The 23,788-nt window shown below is 60.4% G+C and carries 23 protein-coding genes; 19 read left to right on the top strand and 4 right to left on the bottom strand.

Going from position 1 to position 23,788, the window contains the following annotated elements; translation table 11 throughout:
• Positions 1–91: 91 nt before the first annotated feature.
• Positions 92–1,012 (bottom strand): AEC family transporter, encoded by a 921-nt coding sequence (locus ACJO2E_RS00640; RefSeq protein WP_406960874.1) that lies wholly within the window; start codon positions 1,010–1,012, stop codon positions 92–94.
• A gap of 185 nt (positions 1,013–1,197) precedes the next feature.
• Here ACJO2E_RS00640 and ACJO2E_RS00635 point away from each other — a divergent pair, with 185 nt between their 5' ends.
• From ACJO2E_RS00635 to ACJO2E_RS00615, 5 genes are all read left to right on the top strand, one after another.
• The gene (locus ACJO2E_RS00635) at positions 1,198–1,908 is read left to right on the top strand and encodes a Crp/Fnr family transcriptional regulator (RefSeq protein ID WP_406960872.1); all 711 of its coding nucleotides are present in this window, start codon (positions 1,198–1,200) and stop codon (positions 1,906–1,908) included.
• A 269-nt stretch (positions 1,909–2,177) separates the two neighbouring features.
• Positions 2,178–2,843 carry a PAQR family membrane homeostasis protein TrhA gene (gene trhA / locus ACJO2E_RS00630; protein WP_406960870.1) on the top strand — a complete coding sequence of 222 codons (666 nt, stop codon included), beginning with the start codon at positions 2,178–2,180 and terminating at the stop codon, positions 2,841–2,843.
• Positions 2,844–3,121: 278 nt separating this feature from the next.
• Positions 3,122–5,794: a nitrate/nitrite transporter gene (locus ACJO2E_RS00625; protein ID WP_406960868.1), complete on the top strand. Its 2,673-nt coding sequence runs from the start codon at positions 3,122–3,124 to the stop codon at positions 5,792–5,794.
• 80 nt (positions 5,795–5,874) lie between these two features.
• Positions 5,875–6,330, top strand: a complete 456-nt coding sequence (locus ACJO2E_RS00620) for an EVE domain-containing protein (protein WP_406960866.1) — start codon at positions 5,875–5,877, stop codon at positions 6,328–6,330.
• Between the two features lie 96 nt (positions 6,331–6,426).
• Positions 6,427–7,254, top strand: coding sequence for an ion transporter (locus tag ACJO2E_RS00615; protein WP_406960864.1), 828 nt, complete (start codon positions 6,427–6,429; stop codon positions 7,252–7,254).
• A gap of 34 nt (positions 7,255–7,288) precedes the next feature.
• Here ACJO2E_RS00615 and ACJO2E_RS00610 read toward each other — a convergent pair whose 3' ends face one another.
• Entirely contained in the window at positions 7,289–7,663 is a 375-nt protein-coding gene (locus ACJO2E_RS00610; RefSeq protein ID WP_406960862.1) for a SirB2 family protein, read from the bottom strand.
• A 140-nt stretch (positions 7,664–7,803) separates the two neighbouring features.
• On the opposite strand from ACJO2E_RS00610, the gene ACJO2E_RS00605 reads away from it, so the two are divergent.
• From ACJO2E_RS00605 to fabB, 3 genes are all read left to right on the top strand, one after another.
• Positions 7,804–8,994 (top strand): NnrS family protein, encoded by a 1,191-nt coding sequence (locus ACJO2E_RS00605; RefSeq protein WP_406960860.1) that lies wholly within the window; start codon positions 7,804–7,806, stop codon positions 8,992–8,994.
• A 177-nt stretch (positions 8,995–9,171) separates the two neighbouring features.
• On the top strand, positions 9,172–9,681 hold the full coding sequence (gene fabA, locus ACJO2E_RS00600) for a bifunctional 3-hydroxydecanoyl-ACP dehydratase/trans-2-decenoyl-ACP isomerase (protein ID WP_406960858.1): 510 nt from the start codon (positions 9,172–9,174) through the stop codon (positions 9,679–9,681).
• 11 nt (positions 9,682–9,692) lie between these two features.
• Positions 9,693–10,907 carry a beta-ketoacyl-ACP synthase I gene (gene fabB / locus ACJO2E_RS00595; RefSeq protein ID WP_406960856.1) on the top strand — a complete coding sequence of 405 codons (1,215 nt, stop codon included), beginning with the start codon at positions 9,693–9,695 and terminating at the stop codon, positions 10,905–10,907.
• A 70-nt stretch (positions 10,908–10,977) separates the two neighbouring features.
• On the opposite strand, the gene ACJO2E_RS00590 is transcribed toward fabB, so the two are convergent.
• Positions 10,978–11,448 (bottom strand): helix-turn-helix transcriptional regulator, encoded by a 471-nt coding sequence (locus tag ACJO2E_RS00590; protein WP_406960854.1) that lies wholly within the window; start codon positions 11,446–11,448, stop codon positions 10,978–10,980.
• A gap of 439 nt (positions 11,449–11,887) precedes the next feature.
• On the opposite strand from ACJO2E_RS00590, the gene sufB reads away from it, so the two are divergent.
• From sufB to ACJO2E_RS00555, 7 genes are all read left to right on the top strand, one after another.
• Complete coding sequence (sufB, locus tag ACJO2E_RS00585; protein WP_406960852.1) at positions 11,888–13,336, top strand: Fe-S cluster assembly protein SufB; 1,449 nt, start codon at positions 11,888–11,890, stop codon at positions 13,334–13,336.
• Between the two features lie 240 nt (positions 13,337–13,576).
• Positions 13,577–14,341 (top strand): Fe-S cluster assembly ATPase SufC, encoded by a 765-nt coding sequence (sufC, locus tag ACJO2E_RS00580; protein ID WP_406960851.1) that lies wholly within the window; start codon positions 13,577–13,579, stop codon positions 14,339–14,341.
• 16 nt (positions 14,342–14,357) lie between these two features.
• Positions 14,358–15,641: a Fe-S cluster assembly protein SufD gene (gene sufD / locus ACJO2E_RS00575; RefSeq protein ID WP_406960849.1), complete on the top strand. Its 1,284-nt coding sequence runs from the start codon at positions 14,358–14,360 to the stop codon at positions 15,639–15,641.
• A gap of 6 nt (positions 15,642–15,647) precedes the next feature.
• Positions 15,648–16,901 (top strand): aminotransferase class V-fold PLP-dependent enzyme, encoded by a 1,254-nt coding sequence (locus tag ACJO2E_RS00570; protein WP_406960847.1) that lies wholly within the window; start codon positions 15,648–15,650, stop codon positions 16,899–16,901.
• A gap of 13 nt (positions 16,902–16,914) precedes the next feature.
• Positions 16,915–17,268: a HesB/IscA family protein gene (locus tag ACJO2E_RS00565; protein ID WP_406960845.1), complete on the top strand. Its 354-nt coding sequence runs from the start codon at positions 16,915–16,917 to the stop codon at positions 17,266–17,268.
• 81 nt (positions 17,269–17,349) lie between these two features.
• Entirely contained in the window at positions 17,350–17,892 is a 543-nt protein-coding gene (gene sufT, locus ACJO2E_RS00560; RefSeq protein WP_406960843.1) for a putative Fe-S cluster assembly protein SufT, read from the top strand.
• Positions 17,889–18,347: a SufE family protein gene (locus ACJO2E_RS00555; RefSeq protein ID WP_406960841.1), complete on the top strand. Its 459-nt coding sequence runs from the start codon at positions 17,889–17,891 to the stop codon at positions 18,345–18,347. The genes sufT and ACJO2E_RS00555 overlap by 4 nt, the downstream gene beginning before the upstream one ends.
• Positions 18,348–18,404: 57 nt before the next feature.
• On the opposite strand, the gene ACJO2E_RS00550 is transcribed toward ACJO2E_RS00555, so the two are convergent.
• Positions 18,405–18,950, bottom strand: coding sequence for a MarR family winged helix-turn-helix transcriptional regulator (locus ACJO2E_RS00550; RefSeq protein ID WP_406960839.1), 546 nt, complete (start codon positions 18,948–18,950; stop codon positions 18,405–18,407).
• 293 nt (positions 18,951–19,243) lie between these two features.
• Between ACJO2E_RS00550 and ACJO2E_RS00545 the strand changes: the two genes are divergently transcribed.
• From ACJO2E_RS00545 to ACJO2E_RS00530, 4 genes are all read left to right on the top strand, one after another.
• Positions 19,244–20,104, top strand: coding sequence for a TPR end-of-group domain-containing protein (locus ACJO2E_RS00545; protein WP_406961207.1), 861 nt, complete (start codon positions 19,244–19,246; stop codon positions 20,102–20,104).
• Positions 20,105–20,389: 285 nt separating this feature from the next.
• Positions 20,390–21,505: a branched-chain amino acid ABC transporter substrate-binding protein gene (locus ACJO2E_RS00540; RefSeq protein WP_406960837.1), complete on the top strand. Its 1,116-nt coding sequence runs from the start codon at positions 20,390–20,392 to the stop codon at positions 21,503–21,505.
• A gap of 84 nt (positions 21,506–21,589) precedes the next feature.
• Positions 21,590–22,516: a high-affinity branched-chain amino acid ABC transporter permease LivH gene (livH, locus tag ACJO2E_RS00535; protein WP_406960835.1), complete on the top strand. Its 927-nt coding sequence runs from the start codon at positions 21,590–21,592 to the stop codon at positions 22,514–22,516.
• Positions 22,516–23,787, top strand: coding sequence for a high-affinity branched-chain amino acid ABC transporter permease LivM (locus ACJO2E_RS00530; RefSeq protein WP_406960833.1), 1,272 nt, complete (start codon positions 22,516–22,518; stop codon positions 23,785–23,787). The genes livH and ACJO2E_RS00530 overlap by 1 nt, the downstream gene beginning before the upstream one ends.
• Position 23,788 lies beyond the last annotated feature (1 nt).

Raw genomic sequence — 23,788 nt, 5'->3', positions numbered from 1 at the left:
TTGGGTTCGCTGCACTAACTTTGGTTCGCTTCACTATAGTACGAAAGGTCTGGCTGAAGGATGGCGGGCAAGTTCCCCTTCCCTCAGCTGGTCAGGGCATAATCACCGCCACCATCACCGGAATAAACACCAGCGCAAACAGCGTACTCAGCAATGCCGTGCCGGCCGCCTGCCGTGGCGCGGTGTCCAGCAGGGTGGCAATCACCACGGTATTGGCGGCAATGGGGGTAATGGAGATCAGGAAGATGGCCTGGTGGACCGCCGTATCGTAGATCCCCAGCACGCTGGCATCCAGCCACCACAGGCCCAGGGCCACCAGTGGCCAGATCAGGAACTTGCCAAAAAAGGCCAGCCCGGTGAAGCGGATATTGCCCGCCAGCCCCCGGAAACTGAGGATGCCCATGCCAATGATCATCATACCCAGGATGCTGTAGGCGCCCCGCAGGTTGTCGAAGAGGGGCACCAGTACCTCGGGAATCCCGATACCGGACAGGTTCAGCACCACCGCCAGCAGGAAGGCATACACGGAAGGCAACCGGGCCACCCTTACCAGGGCATCGCGGATACCATAGCGACCACGGGCCGCCAGGTAAAAGCCCACGGAGTTCTCGAACAGGGTCGTACCCAGCATGCAGACGATGTACAGCGCCAGGCCCTGTTCACCGAACAACAGCAAGGCCACCGGTATGCCGAAGTAGCCGGTGTTACCAGTGCCCACGGACAGGGGAATGATGGTGGCACTGCCGTCGTGCAGTAGCCGCCGGGCCAGCCACAGGTGGGCAATACCGATGGCCGAGCATATCAGGAACACGATAAACGGCAGCAGGATGACGGAAGGCGACAACGGTGCCGCCATGACACCGGAAAACACCACGGACGGTGTCACGATGTACAGCATGGTGCCGGCAATATGGCGGCCACTGGCCTCCAGGTAACGACCGGCCAGCCAGCCCAGGGCAACGGTAATATAAAGCGGGAGGAGTTTGTATAGGAGGGCCAGGGCTGCGGTCATGATGTCTCCGGTCTGGGAAGACGCCATTGTACCCCTGCCCGTGAACGGGAAACACCGTTGCCGCGCCGGCACACCCCGTACCCTGGCAGGAAAAGGCAAGAAGGCCGACATGACCTATGTCATTTCACACAACCCGGGCATAATGGAATAATCCAGTCTTATTCCTGATCAGGCTGATGCGAACCATGAGCGATCCCCACGAGCACGCTGATCGCAACCCGCCGGCGTCCTCCCCCTGTCTGCTGGATTCATGCCAGCCGGAATTTGTCCGGCAGGCCAACCCCCAACCATCCCTTGCACTGCTGAACAGCCTGAGCCGGGTGTTTGGTATCCGCCTGGATAGCAGACACCCGGACTCGCCGGAGCGCCGTTACCTGGAGGACCTGGCCCGGCTGTTCCAGGTTCGCCGGGTGGATCCGGAGACCACCCTGGAGCAGCATGACAGCCCCTGGGCACACGTCTACCTGATCCAGCACGGCGTCATGCGCCTGTATCGTGAGGCGCCGAGCGGCCGTATCGCCGTGCATCATTTCTTCTCGGAAGGTGACCTGGTGTGGCCGGTGTTCGGTCGTACCCGGACCAGGCGCAATACCCTGTGCCTGACCTCCGTTACCCACTGCACCCTGTGGATGGCCAGCTTCCCGGCGTTCCGTTCCGCCGTCACCAGCCGTGGCGAGGGTGCCTGGGCCCGCTTTGCCCTGTCGCTGACCGAAGAACTGGCGGAACTGACCAGCATGCGGGAGTTCCGCAAGCAGACCATGCCGGCAAAGGACCGCTACCAGCTGTTGCTGGAGGAATATCCGGAGCTGGTGCGGAGGGTGCCGGACAATCAACTGGCGGCCTGGCTGGGGGTGGTACCAGCGACCTTTTCACGGCTAAAGAACGCCAGCAGGTAAGCCAACTCAAATGACCATCGGGTTAACCGCGAACCGGATCACGCCGCGGTGGCTGATGATTTTTTAACCGCCCTGAAATAATCACGCCGCTGGCAGATACCTAAAGCGCTGTAAATAATATGCATTATCGAGACGTGGCAATATCAGCGGGAGGATACCTGTCGCAACAGAAGGGACAACACTTCGCCGCCAAACCGGTGTACGCTGCGCGAACTGTGATAACCTCATTTAAAACATTTCGCACTCGTGCAGCCCGGTAAGACAGCTCCATGACAGTCATCGAAGCCCGACCCACAACTATCCATGACCGCATCGAGGAATGGCTCAACAGTGCCACCCATGGCATCGGTGCCGTCCTCAGTGTCATCGGAACGGCGGCCCTGATCATCGCTGCCGGCCAGTTGGGCGATGCCTGGAAGGTGGTGAGTTTCAGTATCTTCGGCGCCACCCTGATCCTGCTCTACGTGGCGTCCGCCTTCTACCACGGCAGTCGCAACCCTAAGCTCAGGTCCACCTTCAAGACCCTGGACCACTGCGCCATTTTCCTGCTGATCGCGGGTACCTATACACCCTTCCTGCTGGTCAACATGCGGGGAACCATGGGCTGGACCTTCTTTTCCATTATCTGGTCGCTGGCCGTTACCGGCGTGGTCCTGAAGATGATCTTCAAACACCGGTTCAGGCTGGTTCGGGTGGGAATCTACCTGGCCATGGGCTGGCTGATCGTGTTCGCCTCCACCGACCTGATAAACAATCTCAGCGAGACCGGACTGAGGCTGATCATTGCCGGCGGGCTGGCCTATACCATCGGGGTGATCTTCTACCTGATGGACCGCATCCCCTACATGCATGCGGTGTGGCACCTGTTCGTGATTGGCGGCAGCGCCTGTCATTTCAGCGCCGTGTACCTTGGCGTCCTGCCCCATACCACCTGACCCCGGAGTGGTCTTATGCGGACCACGCGCGGGCTTCCGGACCACGGCTATGAGTGGCTACCTCTTATTCCCCGATACACCGGACTGGCTACCCCTACCGGGGTACACCCTATAAGCCACTGTTATTAAAAGACTAAAATGACCAAACAGCCTCCCCTGCCGGCGTTCTCATGGTCAACACCAGGTAGCGCCAATCATCCTTGTTATTTATCAATTTCAGTACTCCAGGGTCTGACTAGAGTCTCCACAGACCCTATCAAAACAGCCACCTGGAGTGCATGAATATGGTGACATCGGACGCGCTGGACAGGCGGGGCCAGAATCGGGCCCTGGCCATATCCACATTCGCCTTCACCCTGTGTTTTGCGGTGTGGACCATCTTTTCCATCATCGGCATCAAGCTCAAGCAGGATTTCGGACTGTCCGATACCCAACTCGGCCTGCTGATGGCCACCCCCATCCTGACCGGCTCCATCAGCCGGTTATTCCTGGGCATCTGGACCGATCGTTTCGGAGGTCGCAAGGTATTCAGCGTGCTGATGCTGATCACCGCCGCCTGTGTCTATCTGCTCACCTTTGCCAACAGCTACTACCTGCTACTGGTCGGTGCCCTGGGCGTCGGCCTGGCCGGCGGTGGTTTCATTGTGGGGGTAACCTATACCTCCGCCTGGTTCGAGCCCGGCAAACAGGGCACGGCCCTGGGCATCTTCGGCGCCGGCAACGTGGGCGCGGCCATTACCAACTTCGGCGCGCCCTTCCTGCTGGTGGCACTGGGCTGGCAGAACACCGCCCTGGTCTATGCCACCGTCATGGCAGTAATGGGGGTGGCATTCCTGTTCCTGGCGAAGGAGGACCCACTGGCGGAGGAACGGGCGGAGCGCCGTAAGCAGTCGTTCATAGCCCAGCTCGAACCCCTGTCCGACATGCGGGTGTGGCGTTTCTCATTCTACTACTTCTTCGTGTTCGGAGCCTTCGTGGCCCTGGCCCTGTGGCTTCCCCACTACCTGATCCAGGTGTACGGCCTGGATATCAAGACCGCCGGTATCATTGCCGCCCTGTATACCATTCCCGCCTCCCTGTTCCGCATCCTGGGGGGCTGGATGTCCGACAGGTACGGCGCCCGCCGGGTGATGTACTGGACCTTTATCGCGTCGGCCATCTGCACCTTCCTGCTCAGCTACCCTCCCACCGAGTACGTGGTGCACGGCATTCACGGCGATATCAGTTTCAGTCTGTCCATGAACCTGGCCGGTTTTGTGGTGTTGACGTTCGTACTGGGCTTCTTCATGTCCCTGGGCAAGGCCGCGGTATTCAAGCATATTCCGGTCTACTACCCGAAGAGCGTGGGCGCTGTCGGTGGCGTGGTCGGCATGATCGGCGGCCTCGGCGGCTTCTTCCTGCCCCTCACCTTTGGCATGCTCAACGATGTGGTCGGCGTCTACCAGAGCACGTTCATGCTGCTGTTCGTGATTGTCGCCGGTGCCCTGGCCTGGATGCACTACGCCATCCGCAGCGCCGAACGCATCGAATGGACCGCCCGGGAAGAGAAAACCGACCTGCCGGAGCTGTCCACTCCCAACGCCCTGGTGCTTGAAGACTGGCGCCCGGAAGATCCGGACTTCTGGGAGACAAAGGGCAAGCGGATTGCCAAGCGCAATCTCTGGATTTCCATTCCCAACCTGTTCCTGGCCTTCGCGGTGTGGACCATCTGGAGCATCCTGGTGGTGAAGATGCCCCAGCTGGGCTTCGAATACAGCTCCAACCAGCTATTCTGGCTGGCGGCCCTGCCGGCACTGTCCGGCGCCACCCTGAGGATCTTCTACAGCTTTATGGTGCCGATATTCGGGGGGCGCCGCTGGACCGCCATTTCCACAGCCTCGCTACTGCTGCCCTGCCTGTGGATCGGCTTTGCCATCCAGAATACCGACACGCCGTACCTGATCATGCTGATCCTGGCACTGCTATGCGGTTTCGGTGGCGGTAACTTCGCCTCCAGCATGTCGAATATCAGCTTCTTCTATCCACAGGCCCGGAAGGGTGGCGCCATGGGCATGAATGCCGGGCTGGGCAACCTGGGCGTATCCGGTATGCAACTGCTGGGGCCACTGGTGATCGCCATCAGCCTGTTCGGCCCCATTGGCGGCGAGCCGCTGATCATCCAGCAGGGGGCCAGCGCCGGCGAACCACTCTGGCTGCAGAACGCCGCCTTCCTGTGGGTGCCGCTGATCATCCTGGGCAGCGTGGCCGCCTGGTTCGGCATGAACGATATCGCCGACGCCAGGGCCAGCTTCAGGGAGCAGGCGGTGATCTTCAGGCGCAAGGACAATTGGCTGATGTGCTGGCTCTACCTGGGCATGTTCGGCAGCTTTATCGGCTTTGCCGCTGGTTTCCCGCTGCTCTCGGGCATGCAGTTTCCGGATGTGGATCCGGTGAAGTACGCCTTCCTCGGCCCCCTGGTCGGCGCTCTGGCACGACCGGTCGGTGGCGTGCTGGCTGACCGGCTGGGCGGTGCCCGGGTCACCCTGTGGACCTTCGCAGTGATGATCGCCGGCGTTTTCGGGGTGATGTTCTTCCTGCCAAACGACCTGACACCTGGCAGCTTCTGGGGCTTCTTCGGCTGCTTCCTGGTACTTTTCGTGGCCACCGGCATTGGCAATGGATCCACCTTCCGTATGGTACCGGTGATCTTCCGCAATCTCCTCGGGCGCGAGATGCCCGGCAAGCCGGAGGAGGCCCAGAAGGCAGCCAACCGGGAGTCCGCGGCGGTGCTCGGCTTCATCTCTGCCTTCGCAGCCTACGGCGGATTCTTCATTCCCAAGGCCTATGGTTCCTCCATCGACCTGACGGGCGGCGTGGCGGCGGCCCTCGTCGGATTCATTGTCTTCTACATCAGTTGCCTGGTGGTTACCTGGTGGTTCTATGCCAGGAAAAACGCGCCGTCTCCCTGCTGAACGCACACCATGCCCTACAGCCCCCGGAAACGGGGGCTTTTACGTTATACTGAAGCATTGATCAACGGCAGGAGCGCGTCATGGCGAAGTGGCTGGTGAAAAGTGAGCCCGAAGAGTGTGGCATCGACGACTTCGCCACAGCTCCGGACCGGGTGATCCCCTGGGACGGTGTCAGGAACTACCAGGCCCGTAACTTCCTCCGCCAGATGGACGAGGGTGACCAGGTGCTCCTCTACCACTCCAGTTGCCAGCACATTGGTATCGCGGGGGTTGTGACCGTGGTGCGGGCGGCCTATCCGGACCCGAACCAGTTTGATCCGTTATCCCCCTACCACGATCCGAAAGCCACCCTGGAAAAACCCCGCTGGGACGCGGTGGACATGCAGTTCGTCCGCAAACTGCCGCACATTATTCCGCTGGCTGAACTCAAGGCCATCCCGGCCCTGGAAAACATGCCCCTGGTCCGCAAGGGCAACCGGCTGTCGGTGATGCCGGTTACCGACGATGAATGGGCTGGCATCCCCGACCTGGGATAGCATCAGTCCGTCCACAGTCATCACAGCACGATAGTCTGTACCACGCCCCAAACCCGCATTATCATTCCCCCGATTTGTCCTTCCGGAGCTGTCGTCATGTCTGCCGAATCAACACCCCTATCGGGCTTCCAGCAATTGCGCCGAATCGAATCCAGCAAGATCTTCCAGGGTGTGGTCATCACCATCATCATCCTGTCCGCGCTCACCATCGGGGCGAAGACCTATGACCTGCCACCGCTGGTGGAAGGTGCCCTGACCGCCATGGACAACGCCATTACCCTCTTCTTCCTGGTCGAGATCCTGTTCCGCTTCGCCGCCTGCCCCAACAGGAAACGCTTCCTGCTGGATGGCTGGAACCTGTTCGATACCCTGGTGGTCATTGGCAGCCTGATCCCCCTGGACAACTCCGAAGCAGTGCTGCTGGGGCGCCTGCTGCGGGTATTCCGGGTGCTGCGGCTGGTGTCCGTGGTGCCTGAACTGAGGTTCCTGATCAACTCCCTGCTCAAGGCCATTCCCCGCATGGGCTACATCGCCCTGCTGATGTTCATCATTTTCTACATCTATGCCGCCATGGGGTCCATGTTTTTCGCCGGAGTTGATGAAACCCTGTGGGGCGACGTGGCCATCTCCATGCTGACCCTGTTCCGGGTCGCCACCTTCGAGGACTGGACCGACGTCATGTACGCCACCATGGAGGCCTATCCCCTGAGCTGGCTGTACTACCTGACGTTCATTTTTCTGACCGCCTTTGTGTTCCTGAACATGATGATCGGCGCGATTCTGGAAGTGATGAGCGAGGAGCAGAACCAGAAAGAAGCCCAGAAGGCCCATGACGAACGGGATGAGATGACCCGGAAGCTAACCGCAATCCAGGGTCAGCTGGAGGAGCTGTCCAGGCGAATCGGATCGGGCCAGCAGCCCTGAGGAAACCGGCTCCCCGCGATGCGGGGAGCCCCCATCAGAATGGCAGCGTCTTGGTCATCGCCAGATGGAAGATGAACGACACCTGCAACAACGCCAGGATAGCGGCCACCACTCGTACAGGCTTACCGAAAGCCGGTTTGAGGGCGAACACCCCCGCCACGATATAGCCCACCAGCAGCAGCACTTTCAGAGTCAGCCAGCCATGCACGAATGGCATCCAGGGGGTGACCACGACCAGCCCGATGGCCGCCGCCAGCAGGATGGTGTCATTGGCGTGGGGAATCCAGCGTAGCGGTGTCTGCCGCCAGCCGGGGCGCCCCACCATATCCAGCAACAGGCGCAGGGCAAACAGGGTGACCGTCAGGTAGGCCGTGGTCATGTGAAGGTGTTTCAGGATGGTATACGCCATTGGGCTACATTCTCTCGTTGAATCAAAGTGATAGGCGCATTGTACGGCATCGTGCGGACAAATACCTCCAAGCGGGTATGGCGGTCATGCATCACACCCTATAAAATTTATCTAAAATGAATGTTTATTGGAGGTTTGCCATGCAGGCCCAGTCCACCCCCTATTCCGAACAGCATCGAGGCGCCCATCCGGGCCAGCTCTTCAGCTATCCCTTCCGTATCTTCTTCCTGTCGCTGACGCTGCTGTCACTGGTGTCGATTCCCGCCTGGGTACTGCAGGTTACCGGCACCATCAGTCTGCCCCTGGCAATGCCGGGGATCCTCTGGCACCAGCATGAGATGCTTTTCGGCTTCCTGTCCGCTGCCATCGCCGGCTTCCTGCTGACCGCAGTCTGTGTCTGGACCGGAACGGAGCGCACCCACGGCATTCGCCTGTTCCTGCTGTGGAGTATCTGGGTCGTCGCACGCGTACTGCTGACCGTAGGTGAAGACCTGCCCGTCTGGCTGGTGCAGGGCGTGAACCTGGTGTTCCTGCCCCTGGTCATGCTGGATGCCGGCTGGCGCATCGGCAAGGCACGCCAGAAGCGCCAGCTGATGATCCTGGTGGTACTGGGTCTGTTCTGGCTGATGCAGCTCGGCTTCGTCATGCGTCTGGACATGATCTTTGCCCAGGGGGCGCTGATCCTGGCCCTGGCGCTGATCAGCATTATCGGCGGTCGCATTACCCCCGCTTTCTCCACCGGCTGGCTGCGGCAGAGGGGGCTGGCCGCTGACCGCGTCCGGGTGGTTCCCGCCCTGGACCTGGCGTCCGTCATTGCCATGATACTGCTGCTGGGCGCCCTGGTCTCCGGTCTGATCACCGTCACGGCGATCCTGGCCATCGTGGCGGCCACGCTGATGCTGATCCGGCTATACGGCTGGAAAGGCTGGCTGGTGTATCGTGAACCCCTGCTCTGGATCCTGCACCTGTCCATCCTCTGGGTACCGGTGGCCCTGGTGCTGCTGGCCGGCAGCCTTGTCGCCGGATGGCCAACCTCCGCCTGGACCCACGCCGCCGGCACCGGTGCTGTCGCCTGCCTGATCCTTGGCGTGATTGCCCGGGTGTCCCTGGGCCACACCGGCCGTGCCATGGAACTGCCCACCGGAATGGTCCTGGCCTTCATCGCCATTCACCTGGCGGCACTGGTCCGCGTCGCCACTGCCTTCGGGGTATTCCCCTGGCCTGCCGGCGTCACTGCCAGCGCTCTGCTCTGGACATTTGCCTACGCCACTTTCCTGGCGCTGTACACGGGTATCCTCGCAAGCCCCCGGGTGGACGGTAAACCTGGCTGAACCGCCGCCTGGCACGGCAATCACCCCCGGCCCGGGCACTCCCGGGTCGCGCTTTTTGGAGCTGCAGGCGTAACCCGAACAACCATCAGTCAAAAAACTACAACCATCGGTCAATAGATTTTTCCCGCGTAACGAGTAAAGTGTGGGTTACAGTCAGAAATGGAACTACCCGCACTCATGAACCCAGACCACTTTGATAAAGCCGCACTGATCGAATGCGGACATGGCCGCCTGTTCGAGGGCGACATGCGCCTGCCCATCGACGAAATGCTGATGGTGGACCGTATCACCCACATCAACGACTCCGATGGCGCCTATGGCAAGGGAAGCCTTGTCGCCGAACTGGACATCGACCCGGACCTCTGGTTCTTCAAGGTCCATTTCCAGGGTGACCCGGTGATGCCGGGGTGCCTGGGCCTGGACGCCATGTGGCAACTGGTGGGATTCTTCCTGGCCTGGTCCGGCGGCCAGGGCAAGGGCCGGGCCCTGGGGGCCGGTGAGGTAAAATTCTTTGGTCAGGTGCTGCCAGAAAACAAGCTGGTCCGGTATCATCTGGATATTAAACGGATGGTCAAACGCAAACTGACCATGGCCATTGCCGATGCCCGCATGGAAGTGGACGGTCGCGAGATCTATACCGCCAAGGACCTGCGGGTTGGCCTGTTCACCTCAACAGACGATTTTTAGGAGCCCGGACCATGCGTCGAGTTGTCATTACCGGAATGGGCATTGTTTCCAGCCTCGGTAACAACACCCAAGAAGTCACCGACTCCCTGCGGGAGGTCAAATCCGGCATCCGCTTCAGCCAGGAAGCCGCCGATAACGGCCTGCGCAGTCAGATCTGCGGCAATATCGACATCGACTACAAGTCACTGATTGACCGCAAACTGCTGCGCTTCATGTGCCCGGCTTCCGCCTACGCCTACCTGGCCATGAAAGAGGCCATTGAGCAGTCCGGCCTCAGCGATGAGCAGATCCGTGACAACAACACCGGTATAATCATGGGAACCGGTGGTGCCTCCACGCTGGAGCTGATGGATTCCATCGATACCCACCGTGAGAAGGGCATCCGCCGCGTCGGGCCCTATCGGGTGCCCCGCACCATGGGCAGCGCCATCAACGCCTCGCTGTCCACCGCCTTCGGCATCACCGGTGTCAACTACAGCATCACCTCGGCCTGCGCCACCAGCGCCCACTGCATCGGCCACTCGGCCGACCTGATCGCCATGGGCCGCCAGGATATCATGTTCGCCGGCGGCGGTGACGATGTGCACTGGAGCCTGAGCCTGCTGTTCGACGCCATGGGCGCGCTGTCCACCAAGTACAACGACACCCCGGAAAAGGCCTCCCGGACCTACGACGCCAACCGCGATGGCTTCGTGATCTCCGGCGGCGGCGGCGTGGTCGTACTGGAAGAACTGGAACACGCCAAGGCCCGCGGAGCGAATATTATTGCCGAGCTGGTAGGGTTTGGCGCCACGTCCGACGGCGCCGACATGGTGGCACCGAGCGGTGAAGGCGCGGTGCGCTGCATGCAGCAGGCACTGAAAAACGTGGATGGCGAGATTGCCTACATCAACACCCATGGCACCTCCACCCCAGCCGGTGATATCACCGAGCTGAAGGCGGTGAAGCAGGTGTTCGGCGACAGGATTCCGGCCCTGGGCTCAACCAAGCCGCTGACCGGCCACTCCCTGGGGGCCGCTGGCGTGCATGAAACCATCTACAGCCTGCTGATGCAGAAGAATGATTTCATCACCCCGTCCGCCAACATCGAGGATCTGGATGAGGGCGCCGAGGGTTATCCCATCGTGCGTGAAGTCCAGAACACCGAGGTTCCGCTGGTGATGAGCAACAGCTTCGGGTTTGGCGGGACTAACGCTTCCCTGGTGTTCAGGAAGTACCAGGGCTGATCGAGGCCGCCAGGCCTATATCAATCAGCCTGTCGACCCGGCGCCTCGCGCGCCNCCGGGTCGACACTGTTCAACAGGCAGCCCGAAACTCAGCAGGCGACTTCCCCATCCACCGCTTGAACGCCCGACTGAACGCACTGAGTTCAGAGAAGCCCAGCAACTCAGCCACCTCGGACAAGGTCCGGTTCCGGTCATGCAGATACTTCAACGCCTGCTCCCGACGCACATCCTCAAGCAAACCGGCAAAGGTCAGATTCTCCTCCTTGAGCTTCTTGTAGAGCGTATGACGGCTCATGTTCAGCTCCGCAGCCACTGACTCCACCTTCACCCTGCCACGGGCAAGATGACGGGCAATCAATGGACGAACCTGCCGGCTGAAGGTAATGGTGGGCAAAATCCGCGTCTGGATAAGTTGCCACAAACGCTGCATCTGGGACGGGGACAAACGGGCCTCGGGCTCTGCCAGCTCTTCCGCCGACAGCCCTGCGTAACGGGCCAGTTCCCCCCTGGAAAACCCCGATGACTGAAGAAATTGCACCATGGCGACGACCAGCGTCCCCAATGCGTCCGACCTCATGGGCTGGAAACCTCTCTGTGTTCGATTGCGTTCCTGAATCTATTTGAGCGTACACATGTTAGCTCAAATTTTATGACATGAACATTGAGGCCGGAAAATGAGCGATTACCGTGCCTGGCGAGCCTATAAACAGTGATTGGGGTATAATTCAGCCTGTCACGAAATAATACCTGACTAAAATACTCTGATATTGTACAATCGGTCATCAGAAACATCAGGATAGCCTCATCAAGGCACTGGCACGGCCAGTCATCCAACAAATGATCGCAGGGCGCACTCACCGGACGAGCGACCACTGCGACACCCCAGGTATGAATCTGCCTCCCGTGCCTTTATGGCGTCCGGTTGCAGGCAACACCAATGGGCCACGCGCCCGCGATGAGAGAATTACGGAGCGACGATCATGGCGACCACCGATAATGAGGTGAAAGAGCTGATCAAACGGGAATACGAACACGGTTTCGTGACTGAGATCGAAACCGATTCGTTCGAGCCCGGGCTGAACGAAGATGTCATCCGCCGCCTGTCGGAAATCAAGCAGGAGCCGGAGTTCATGCTCAATTGGCGCCTGAAAGCCTACCGTCGCTGGCTGGAGATGGATGACCCCACCTGGGCGCACGTGGATTACCCGAGGATCGACTACAACTCGATCTCCTACTACTCCGCGCCCAAGAAGAAAGAAGACATGCCCCAGAGTCTGGACGACGTGGATCCGGAGTTGCTGCGCACCTACGAGAAGCTGGGCATTCCCCTCCATGAGCGGGAGAAGCTGGCTGGCGTAGCGGTGGATGCGGTCTTCGATTCCGTGTCCATCGGCACCACCTTCAAGGATCAGTTGGCCGAGGCAGGCGTGATCTTCTGCCCGATTTCCGAGGCGGTCCAGAAGTACCCGGAACTGGTTGAGAAATACCTGGGCTCAGTGGTACCGGCAGGGGACAACTTCTTCGCGGCCCTGAACTCTGCGGTCTTCTCCGACGGTTCCTTTGTCTACATTCCCAAGGGTGTTCGCTGCCCGCTGGAACTGTCCACCTACTTCCGCATCAACGCGGCCAATACCGGTCAGTTCGAGCGCACGCTGATCGTAGCGGATGCCGGCAGTTACGTGAGCTACCTGGAAGGCTGTACCGCCCCGATGCGGGACGAGAACCAGTTGCACGCCGCCGTGGTTGAGCTGGTGGCGCTGGACGACGCCCAGATCAAGTACTCCACGGTGCAGAACTGGTACCCGGGTGATGAGCACGGCAAGGGCGGCATCTACAACTTTGTGACCAAGCGGGGCGCCTGCCAGGGCAGGAACTCAAAGATTTCCTGGACCCAGGTGGAGACCGGCTCCGCCGTCACCTGGAAGTATCCGAGCTGCATCCTGAAGGGCGATAACAGTGTCGGCGAGTTCTACTCGGTGGCCCTGACCCACAACTACCAGCAGGCAGACACCGGTACCAAGATGATCCATCTGGGCAAGAACACGTCCAGCACGATCATTTCCAAGGGTATTTCCGCTGGCCGCAGTTCCAATGCCTATCGTGGTCTGGTGAAGTTCCAGCCCGGCGCGGAAGGCGCCCGTAACTTCACCCAGTGTGATTCGCTGCTGATCGGCGATCGTTGCGGGGCGCACACGTTCCCGTACATCGAGAGCAGGAACAAGTCGGCCATTGTGGAGCACGAGGCCACGACCTCGAAGGTGAGTGATGAGCAGATGTTCCTCTGCCGGCAGCGGGGTATCGACCCGGAGCAGGCGGTTTCCATGATTGTGAATGGCTTCTGTAAAGAGGTCTTCAAGGAGCTGCCGATGGAGTTTGCCGTCGAGGCCGGGAAGCTGCTTGAGGTTAGCCTTGAGGGGTCTGTTGGCTGACCTTGTTTTGGAGAGTTGTCTGCTGGTCCTGGTGAAGGGCCAGCAATCGGGCAGGACGTTCCGGGACACGCCGTGAATCCATCCCTGGAGGCTCTTCAAAAACGTCCGTGTTTTTGAAGGTCCCGGAACGTCCAGCCCGATCATTGACCCCATACATTTGTATTGCCTGCCGACATCGCGGCCATTAGCGGGGCAGACTGAAACGAATTCTGAATGTTTTGACGAGAGAGAATCCGACAAATGCTGAGCATCAAGAACCTGCACGCATCCGTTGAGGGCAAGGAAATCCTCAAGGGCATCAACCTTGAGATCAAAGCTGGAGAGGTCCACGCCATCATGGGGCCGAACGGCTCCGGCAAGAGTACCCTGTCCCAGGTGCTGGCAGGTAATGAGGCATTTGAAGTGACCTCCGGGGAGATCACCCTGAACGGCGAGAACCTGCTGGACCTGGAGACCGAGGATCGGGCTCGGGAAGGTATCTTCCTGGCATTCCAGTATCCGGTGGAGATTCCCGGCGTCAGCAACCTGCAGTTCCTGCGTACCGCGGTGAACGCCATGCGTACTCACCGGGGCGAGCAGGAGATGAACGCCGCCGAATTCATGAAGCTGGCGAAGGAAGTCTCCAGGCAGGTGGACCTGGACCCGTCCTTCCTCAAGCGGGGCGTGAACGAAGGTTTCTCTGGCGGCGAGAAAAAGCGTAACGAGATCCTGCAGGCACTGCTGCTGCAGCCGAAGCTGGCCATTCTGGACGAGACCGACTCCGGCCTCGATATCGATGCCCTGAAGGTGGTGTCCGACGGCGTCAACGCGCTGCGTGCCGAGGACCGCGCCATCCTGATGGTGACCCACTATCAGCGCCTGTTGAACCACATCGTTCCGGATCAGGTGCATGTCCTGGCCGGCGGCCAGATCGTCAAATCCGGTGGCCGTGAGCTGGCCCTGGAACTGGAAGAGCGCGGTTACGGCTGGCTCGGCATTAAAGACGAAGAAGCAGCCGCCAACTGATCGGGGAGGTCTTGGAATGAAACCAGCACCAACGCTTTCCAGCGCCTTTCTGCAACCGGCGGGTGAAGCCCTGCCGCAACCGCTGCTGGCGCTGCGCGAACAACGGGGTACGGCCCTGGTGGATATGCCACTGCCGACCCGCAAGACCGAGAACTGGAAGTACTCCAGCAAACACCTGAAGCTGTCCGACGAGCTGGCCTCCGGCCTGCCCGCCGGCAGCGCGACCACCCTTGCGGCGGTGGATGGCTACCGGGTGGTGTTTCGTAATGGAGTGATCGACAGCGCCGCCAGCAGCCTGCCTCAGGTGGATGGCCTGTCCGTACAGCGCTTCGCCGACCTGTCCGACGACGAGGCAGCATCACTGGCCGAGCGCCTGGACAACACCCTGGACAGCAATGCCACGCAGATGGCGCGGCTGAACTCCGCCCGCTTCGAGGATGGCCTGCTGATCACCCTGAAACCGGACACGGTTCTGCGCGAGCCGCTGTTCGTGGTGCATGAAGTCACCGCTACGGCCAGTGGTTCCGCCTACCCGCGGATCTATGTGGATGCGGGCCGCCACAGTCAGATGACGCTGGTGGAGGAATACGTTTCCAGTGGTGACGAATCCGCCATGGTGGATACCGTGACCGAGTTCATGGTCGCCGACGGTGCCCGAATCACCAGCATCCGCCTGAATGTGGAAGGCCAGAACGTGCAGCACATTGGCGCTACCGGTGTCCGCCAGCAACGGGGCTCCCGTTTCGAGAGCCACTGTGTCGGCTTTGGCGGCCCCCTCCGCCGCCATGACCTGCAACTCCGCTTCGAAGGTGAAGGCGCTGAATGCAAGCTCAATGGCGTGGTGGTCACCCAGGGCAAGCAGCACTATGACAACCACACCTGCATCGACCACATGGTGCCCCACTGCAACAGCGAGGAGACCTACCGCAATATTGCCGCGGACGAGTCCCACGCCGTGTTCAATGGCCGCATTCATATTCACCAGGATGCCCAGCAATCCAATGCGGAGATGAACAACAAGAACCTGTTGCTGTCTACAGGGGCAGAGATAGACACCAAACCGGAACTGGAAATCTACGCCGATGACGTCAAGTGCGCCCACGGCGCCACCATTGGTCAGTTGGATGAGACATCACTGTTCTACCTGGTGTCCCGGGGGATCAGCCGCCGTGACGCCAACGTCCTGCTGACCATGGCCTTCATTAATGAGCTGGTGGCCCAGATTCCGGTGGAGCAGGTTCGTGACAGCGCCAACGAGCGCCTGAACCAGTTTTTTGATGATACCTTCGAGGAGGCCTGATCCGGTATGACCGATCTCTCCGTGGCAAGCAACGCCAGCAAGACCGGCTTTGATGTCGATGCCGTTCGCCGGGACTTCCCGATCCTGTCCCAACAGGTGAACGGCAAGCCGCTGGTGTACCTGGACAATGGCGCCTCGGCCCAGAAACCCCAGGCGGTGCTGGATGCCATGGACCGCTATTACCGTGAGATGCACTCCAACGTCCACCGGGGCGCCCATACCCTGGGTGACCGGGCAACGGTTGCCTTTGAGAGCGCCCGGGAGACGGTACGCAACTTCCTGAATGCCGAGAGCACTCGCCAGATCATCTGGACCCGGGGCACCACCGAAGCCATCAACCTGGTGGCCAACGGCCTGGCGCCGCGCCTGAAGGAAGGCGACGAAATCCTGGTCAGCCAGATGGAACACCACGCCAACATCGTGCCCTGGCAGATGGTGGCGGAGCGCACCGGCGCGAAGGTGGTACCGATCCAGGTGCAGCCGAATGGCGAACTGGACCTGGAATCCTTCAACAGCCTGCTGAGCGAGCGCACCCGGGTGCTGGCCATCACCCATGTGTCCAACGTGCTGGGAACGGTCAATCCCATTGCGCCGCTGATTGAGCAGGCCAAGGCCCATGGTGTGATTACGGTAGTGGACGGTGCCCAGGCGGTGCCCCACTTCCAGCCGGATGTGCAGGCCCTGGGCTGTGACTTCTATGCCTTCTCGTCCCACAAGCTGTTCGGACCCACCGGTATCGGCGTGCTCTACGGCAAGGAACAACTGCTTGAGGAGATCCCCCCCTACCAGGGCGGCGGCGAGATGATCGAGCGGGTATCCTTCGAGCGCACCACCTGGAACACCCTGCCCTACAAGTTCGAGGCAGGCACACCAGCCATTGCCGAGGCCGTGGGCCTGGGCGCCGCCATCGACTACCTGGACGGTCTCGACCGCCCGGCCATGGAAGCGGCGGAAAATGCCCTGCTGGCCCGGGCCAATGAGCTGGTGGAAACCATTCCGGGCATGGCCGTTATCGGCACCGCCGCCAACAAAGTACCGGTGATGTCCTTTAAAATCGAGGGATTGCACCCCAGTGATATAGGAACCCTGCTGGACCAGCAGGGTATCGCCATCCGCACCGGCCACCACTGCGCCATGCCGTTGATGGACTTCTACGGGGTTCCCGGTACCGCCCGGGCGTCCTTTGCGTTCTACAATACGCTGGAGGAAGTGGACCAGTTGTTCACCGGTCTGCGAAAAATCCAGCGCCTGTTTGCCTGATGGAGGTGGAACCATGACAGCCGAAACCTTCAACCCCACTGTTGGCGTCACCATGACCCCCGATGCGGTCAGGCACGTGCGCAAGCAGTTGGAGAAGAAACCGGAAGCCCTGGGCATTCGCCTGTCCATCAGGAAGAGCGGCTGCTCCGGCTTCAAGTATGAGACCCAGTGGGTGGAAGAAACCAGTGCCGATGACGAGGTGTACTCCGTGGATGGCGTGGACATCTACGTCAGGAAGGAGCACCTGCCCATGGTCAACGGCACCGAGATCGACTTTGTCACCCAGGGTGTCAATTCCATGTTTGAATTCCGCAACCCCAACGCCACGGCGGAGTGTGGTTGCGGTGAAAGTTTCACCGTGGTTTGAAATCCCCCTTCCCCCCTGGCGGGAGAGGAGCAAAAGCACCGGATTTCGAGCCAACCAGACAACAGCGAGGCCAGTACAGGCATGGCAGAACGGGAAGTGGTCCTGACCAAGCGCGAGGTGGAAGCACGCCTGGTGCCCTCCGGAACCGAAATCATGATTCCGTCGGATACCTTCGTGACCATTACCCAGTCACTGGGGGGCAGTTTCACGGTGGCCGTCAATGGCAACCTGGCCCGCGTGGAAGGTCATGACGCCGACGCCCTGGGCAAACAGCCCCTGGAAAGCAGCTTCGAGACACCGGCCGATGGCACCGTCAACGAGAATCAGGTGTGGGAAGCTTTGCGCAACTGCTACGATCCGGAAATCCCGGTGAATGTGGTGGACCTGGGCCTGATCTACGAGTGTCGCCTTGAGAATGGCACCGATGAAGGCAACCAGGTCTATATCCGCATGACCCTCACCGCCGCCGGTTGTGGCATGGGGCCGGTGATCACCGACGATGTGAAGCGCAAGGTGGAACATGTGCCCAACGTGGACAAGGTGACGGTGGAACTGACTTTCGATCCACCCTGGAACAACGACATGCTCACCGATGAGGCCAAGCTGGAACTGGGGATGTTATGACGGCCACTGCACAGCAATTTCACGACAACCCGCTGGGCCGGGACACCACCCTGGATGACGTGGTGGACGCTTTCGAACTCCTGGACGACTGGGAGGACCGCTACGCCTATATCATTGACCTGGGCAAGCAGCTACCCGACTTCCCGGATGAGGAACGGGTGGAAGACAACTACGTCCACGGCTGCCAGAGTCAGGTCTGGCTGATCCACCACTTTGACGAGGACAGTGGCAGGCTGTACCTGATGATCGATTCCGACGCCATGATCGTCCGGGGCCTGGCAGCGATCATCCTGGTGGCACTGAATGGCAAGCCCCCCCGGGACCTGCTGACCACGGACGTGGACGAACTGTTCGAGCAATTGGACCTGTTCCGCCACATCTCCCCCACCCGGGGTAACGGCCTCCGGGCCATGGTGGGCAAGATCCGGGACATCGCGGCCAAACAGGCCGCCTGACTGTCAGCGGCATACGCCGCTGCTTTCAGGGTCCGCCAGCCAGGTGGACCCGGTCGATCACCCCTTTCCTTTCCAGCCGTCTTCCCGCAGCACGGAGCCCACATCCAGCACCGGTGAGGCATCGATGTCATCCGCATCCATCATGTTGGCCACCCGCTGCAGGGACGCCACGATCATACTCTGTTCCCACTGGTCCAGGTTCTGGAACTTGCGGATGAAATTATCCTGCAGGGGTAGCGGCGCCCTGTCCAGGGCCAGCCCCCCCTCATCGGTCAGATGGGCATGGACCTTGCGCTTGTCCTGAGTACTGCGCACCCGGTAGACCAGGTTACGGTGTTCCAGCCGGTCCAGGATGGTGGTGACCGTAGCCTGGCTCAGGCTGACATGATCGGCGATGGTGCCAATGGTCACCTCACCCAGGTCGCGAATGGTGCGCATGATCAGCAGTTGGGGCCCGGTCAGCCCGGAATGCTTGCTCAGTCGTTTGGAATGCAGGTCAGTAGCCCGGATGACCCGGCGCAGGGCCACAAGCACCTGTTCATAGCTCTTGCTGTCGGACGACGGGGACCCCGCCCTATTGCGGCGTTCATTCAGATTGGACATGACTCGGCAACACCATTTATTTATACCACTAACTATTAGAGGTCTTTACGCCCGGAAAAGCAAGTAGGGCTGGCACGTATCCAGCCTTCCCGCCCCTACTCCCTCACTCTCCTGACCACCATTGCGGGCGCTATCCCTGGGCAGGCAGCCTGACCGTACGCCACCCGCGCGGTTATGCTATGGTCAGCATCAAAACACACGTCACAGGAATCACGATGTACCAGATAGAGATTCTTTCCCGCCGCCTGCTTTCCAGTGTCCTCGCCGCCCTGCTGCTATTGCCTGTCTCCGCGATGGCACAAACCACCGGTGATGAACGGGGCGGCCCCACGGCTGAAGATGTGGAACAGGAAATTCCGGAACTGGAAGACTCCATGTACACCCCGTTCGTGGAACTCTATCTGCTGGAGGAAACCAAGGCCCTGAGAACCGAGCTGCAGAACACCCGGGCCGAACTGATCGAGAAAGTGGTGGACAAGGAGCTGTCCGTGGCGGACAAGACCATGTCCTACGCCACCGATACGGTGACCTACTTCTTCTACCTGATTGCCGGCGCCACCTCCATCCTGGTAGTCATCGGCTGGAACTCGATCCGCGACATGCGTAACCAGCTCACCAGCCTTGCCGAGAAACGGGTCAATGAACTGGTGGTGGAGTACGAGACCCGGCTCAAGTCCATCGAGGAACAACTCCAGCAGAAATCCGACATCATCCACAAGAACCAGGCCGAAATTGAGCGCACCAACGAGGTGCATTCCCTGTGGCTGAAAGCCAGTCAGGAGACCTCGCAACAGAACAAGATTGCCTCCTACGACCGTATCCTGGACCTGCGCCCCGACGATGTGGAAGCGCTGAGCTTCAAGGCCGATGCGGTGCTGGAAATGCAGGAGCCGCTGTGGGCCATCAGCCTGTGCCAGCGAGCGTTGAAGCTTGATCCGGAGAACGGCCATGCCCACTATCAGCTTGCCTGCGCCTGCGCCGAAATCGGCCGCTGGGACGATGCCGTGACCGATCTTGCCAAGGCGGTGGAGATCTCCGATGCCTATCGCGACGATGCGTCCGTGGATCCCAGTTTCGCCCGCCTGCAGGAGCACCAGGCGTTCCGGGACCTGATCTATCCGGAGGAGATAGACCCGGAGCAGGACAATACCTGACAGCAGTATCCTGGCCCGAGTCTTGCTGCGGATCCGACCTGAGTCGTCAATCACGTGATCGTCCCGGAAAAATCGTCCAAGGCCATCGAAAAACGGTTCTGAATATCACATAATCCAGAATCATTCCGGTGCAATGGACGCCAATAGCCGGGAGACTGTGAATGGTCGCCGATAATGACCGACAAACCGGCGCCCGGGATCAGACTTCCTTGACACGGACGCTCAGGTGGTATTTGTTTAATTCGTTGTCAATAAAGAAGAAATCTAAACAGGCAGGAGCTTCCCATGATCAAGAATTTCACGAAACTCGCCCTGGCTACCGGCGTGTCCGCCGCACTGGCCCTCCCCGCTTCCGCACTGGCGGACATTCAGATTGGTATTGCCGGCCCCATGACCGGCCCTGTTGCCCAGTACGGCGACATGCAGTTCGCCGGCGCCCGCATGGCCATTGAGCAGATAAACGCCAATGGAGGTGTCGACGGCGAAATGCTCGAGGCCGTGGAAATGGACGATGTGTGCGACCCCAAACAGGCCGTTACCGTGGCCAACAGCATGGTCAATGACGGCGTCAGCTTTGTGGTGGGTCACCTGTGTTCCAGCTCGACCCAGCCCGCCTCCGACATTTACGAGGACGAAGGCATCCTGATGATCACCCCGGCCTCCACCAGTCCGGCCATCACCGAGCGCGGCTACGAACTGGTGTTCCGCACCATCGGCCTCGATAGCATGCAGGGGCCTGTGGCAGCCAACCACCTGATCTCCCTGGACCCACAACGGGTCGCCGTGGTTCACGACAAGCAGCAGTACGGTGAAGGTATTGCCACTGCCGTCCGCGACACCCTGGAAGATGCCGATGTCAATGTGGTCATGTTCGAAGGCATTACCGCCGGTGACAAGGACTTCTCCTCCCTGGTCACCAAGCTCAAGCAGGCGGATGTGGATTACGTCTACTACGGCGGCTACCACCCGGAATTGGGCCTGATCCTGCGCCAGGCACGCCAGGCAGACCTGGACGCCACCTTCATGGGGCCTGAGGGCGTCGGTAACAAGGACATCAACACCATTGCCGGCGACGCCGCCGAAGGCCTGCTGGTGACCCTGCCACCGAGCTTCGACGAGAAGGCGGAAAACCAGGAACTGGTCAAGGCGTTCGAAGAGAAGGGAGAGGATCCGTCCGGGCCCTTCGTACTGACCTCCTACACCGCGGTGCAACTGATTGCCGAGGGCATCGAGCAGGCCGGCTCCACCGACCCGTTCGAGGTGGCCGACGCCCTGCGCGAAGGCAGCTTTGAAACCCCCATCGGCACCGTCAGCTACGACGACAAGGGGGATATGGAATCCTTCGAGTTCGTCGTCTACGAATGGCACGCCGACGGCAGCAAGACTCCCGTTAACCAGTAACCCCCAAACCGAAGTGACCATGCCCCGGGTCTTGTCTGGCCCGGGGCTGCTTACCTGCGGTCAGGTTGGCGGAGAGTCCCACCCATGCAAGACCTGCTTTACTTCTGTCAGCAGTTGATCAATGGACTGACCATCGGCAGCACCTATGCCCTGATTGCCATCGGCTACACCATGGTTTATGGCATCATCGGCATGATCAACTTCGCCCACGGCGAGATTTACATGATTGGCGCCTACACCGCGCTGATCGCCATTACCGGCCTCGCCACGCTGGGCATCGCCTGGTTGCCACTGGTACTCCTGATAGCGCTGATCTGCGCGGTCATCGTGTCCAGCTCCATGGGCTGGGCGGTGGAACGGGTGGCCTACCGCCCGGTACGGGGACGGCACCGGCTGATCCCCCTGATTTCCGCTATCGGCATGTCCATCTTCCTGCAGAACTATGTGCACCTGGCCCAGGGTTCCCGGAACATCGGTTTTCCGGCGCTGATCGAAGGTGGCTTCCAGTTCGGCGGCGATGAGGATGGCTTCCAGATGTCCCTCTCGTGGATACAGATCACCATCTTCGTAACCACTTTTATCTGCATGACCGCCCTGTCCCTGTTTATCTCCCGCTCCCGGATCGGCCGGGCCTGTCGCGCGGTCTCCCAGGACCTGGGCATGGCCAACCTGCTGGGCATCGATACCAACCGGATCATTTCCGCCACCTTCGTCATCGGTGCCGCCCTGGCCGCCGTCGCGGGCCTGTTGCTGGGCATGTACTACGGCTCGGTGGACCCGCTGTTCGGTTTTATTGCCGGCCTTAAGGCCTTCACCGCCGCCGTCCTGGGTGGCATCGGCAGCATTCCCGGTGCCATGCTGGGCGGCCTGATCCTGGGCATTGCCGAAGCCATGACCTCCGGCTATCTCAGCGGTGAGTACAAGGACGTGATCTCATTCGGCCTGCTGATACTGATCCTGCTGTTCAAGCCCACCGGGCTGCTGGGCAAACCGGAAGTGGAGAAGATTTGATGGTCGCCCAGAACCTCCGACACGCACTGTTTTGCGCTGTGATCACCCTGATCATTGCCTGGCCCATCCTGGGCCTCAAACTGACCGCAGTAGGTACTGATATCACCGTGACCGGTGCCGGAACCTTTACCTGGGTTGCCGTGGCCGTGGCAGCGGTGGTCGTGTTCCTGTTCCAGCTCTTCCGGGACTCCATCATAGGACGTTTCAGCCAGGTTGCGGCGCTGAACCCCATGGCCAACCGTGAGCCCATGCCCCAGGAGAAGCGGGTCCGCCTGGAGAACATCGGTCTTGGCATCCTGATCGCCATCGCCCTGATCTGGCCCTTCTTTGTCTCCCGGGGCTCGGTGGACCTCGCCACCCTGGTACTGATCTACATCATGCTGGCCCTGGGCCTAAACGTGGTGGTGGGTCTGGCGGGCCTGCTGGACCTGGGTTATGTTGCCTTCTACGCGGTCGGCGCCTATACCTTTGCCCTGCTCTCCAACTACTGGGGCGTCTCGTTCTGGATGGCGTTGCCTATCGGCGCCCTGCTGGCGGCCCTGTTTGGCCTGATGCTGGGCTTCCCGGTACTGCGGTTACGGGGCGACTACCTGGCCATTGTCACCCTCGGCTTCGGCGAGATCATCCGCATCCTGCTGAACAACTGGACCAATGTGACCGGCGGCCCCAACGGCATCGGCGGGATTCCCGACCCCACACTGTTCGGCATGGAGTTCGGCCGCCGGGTCAAGGAAGAAGGCAATACCTCCTTCCACGAGACGTTTGGGATCGCCTACGCCGGTGAACACAAGGTGATCTTCCTGTACCTGATTGCGCTGGTACTGGCCATCTTCACCGCGTTTGTTATCCGCCGGCTGATGCGTATGCCCGTGGGCCGATCCTGGGAGGCACTTCGGGAAGACGAGATTGCCGCTCGCTCCCTGGGGCTCAGCCGCACCGCCGTCAAGCTTTCGGCATTTACCATCGGCGCTTTCTTCGCGGGCTTTGCCGGTACCGTCTTCGCCTCCAAGCAGGGCTTTATCAGCCCCGAATCGTTCGTATTCCTGGAATCGGCTATCATCCTGGCCATTGTGGTCCTGGGTGGCATGGGCTCGCAGATGGGCGTGATTCTGGCAGCCATCGCGGTGACCATCCTGCCGGAACTGGCCCGGGAATTCTCCGAGTACCGGATGCTGATTTTCGGGGCGGCCATGGTGCTGATGATGGTCTGGCGCCCCCAGGGCCTGCTTCCCATGCGACGCCGTCAAATCAAACTCCAGGCAGGAGCGTAGT

Source organism: Marinobacter shunpengi, from assembly GCF_045449695.1.
Taxonomy (GTDB): domain Bacteria; phylum Pseudomonadota; class Gammaproteobacteria; order Pseudomonadales; family Oleiphilaceae; genus Marinobacter.
The sequence above is the reverse complement of the archived record's forward strand: the minus strand, read 5'-3'. Positions and strand labels throughout refer to the sequence as shown.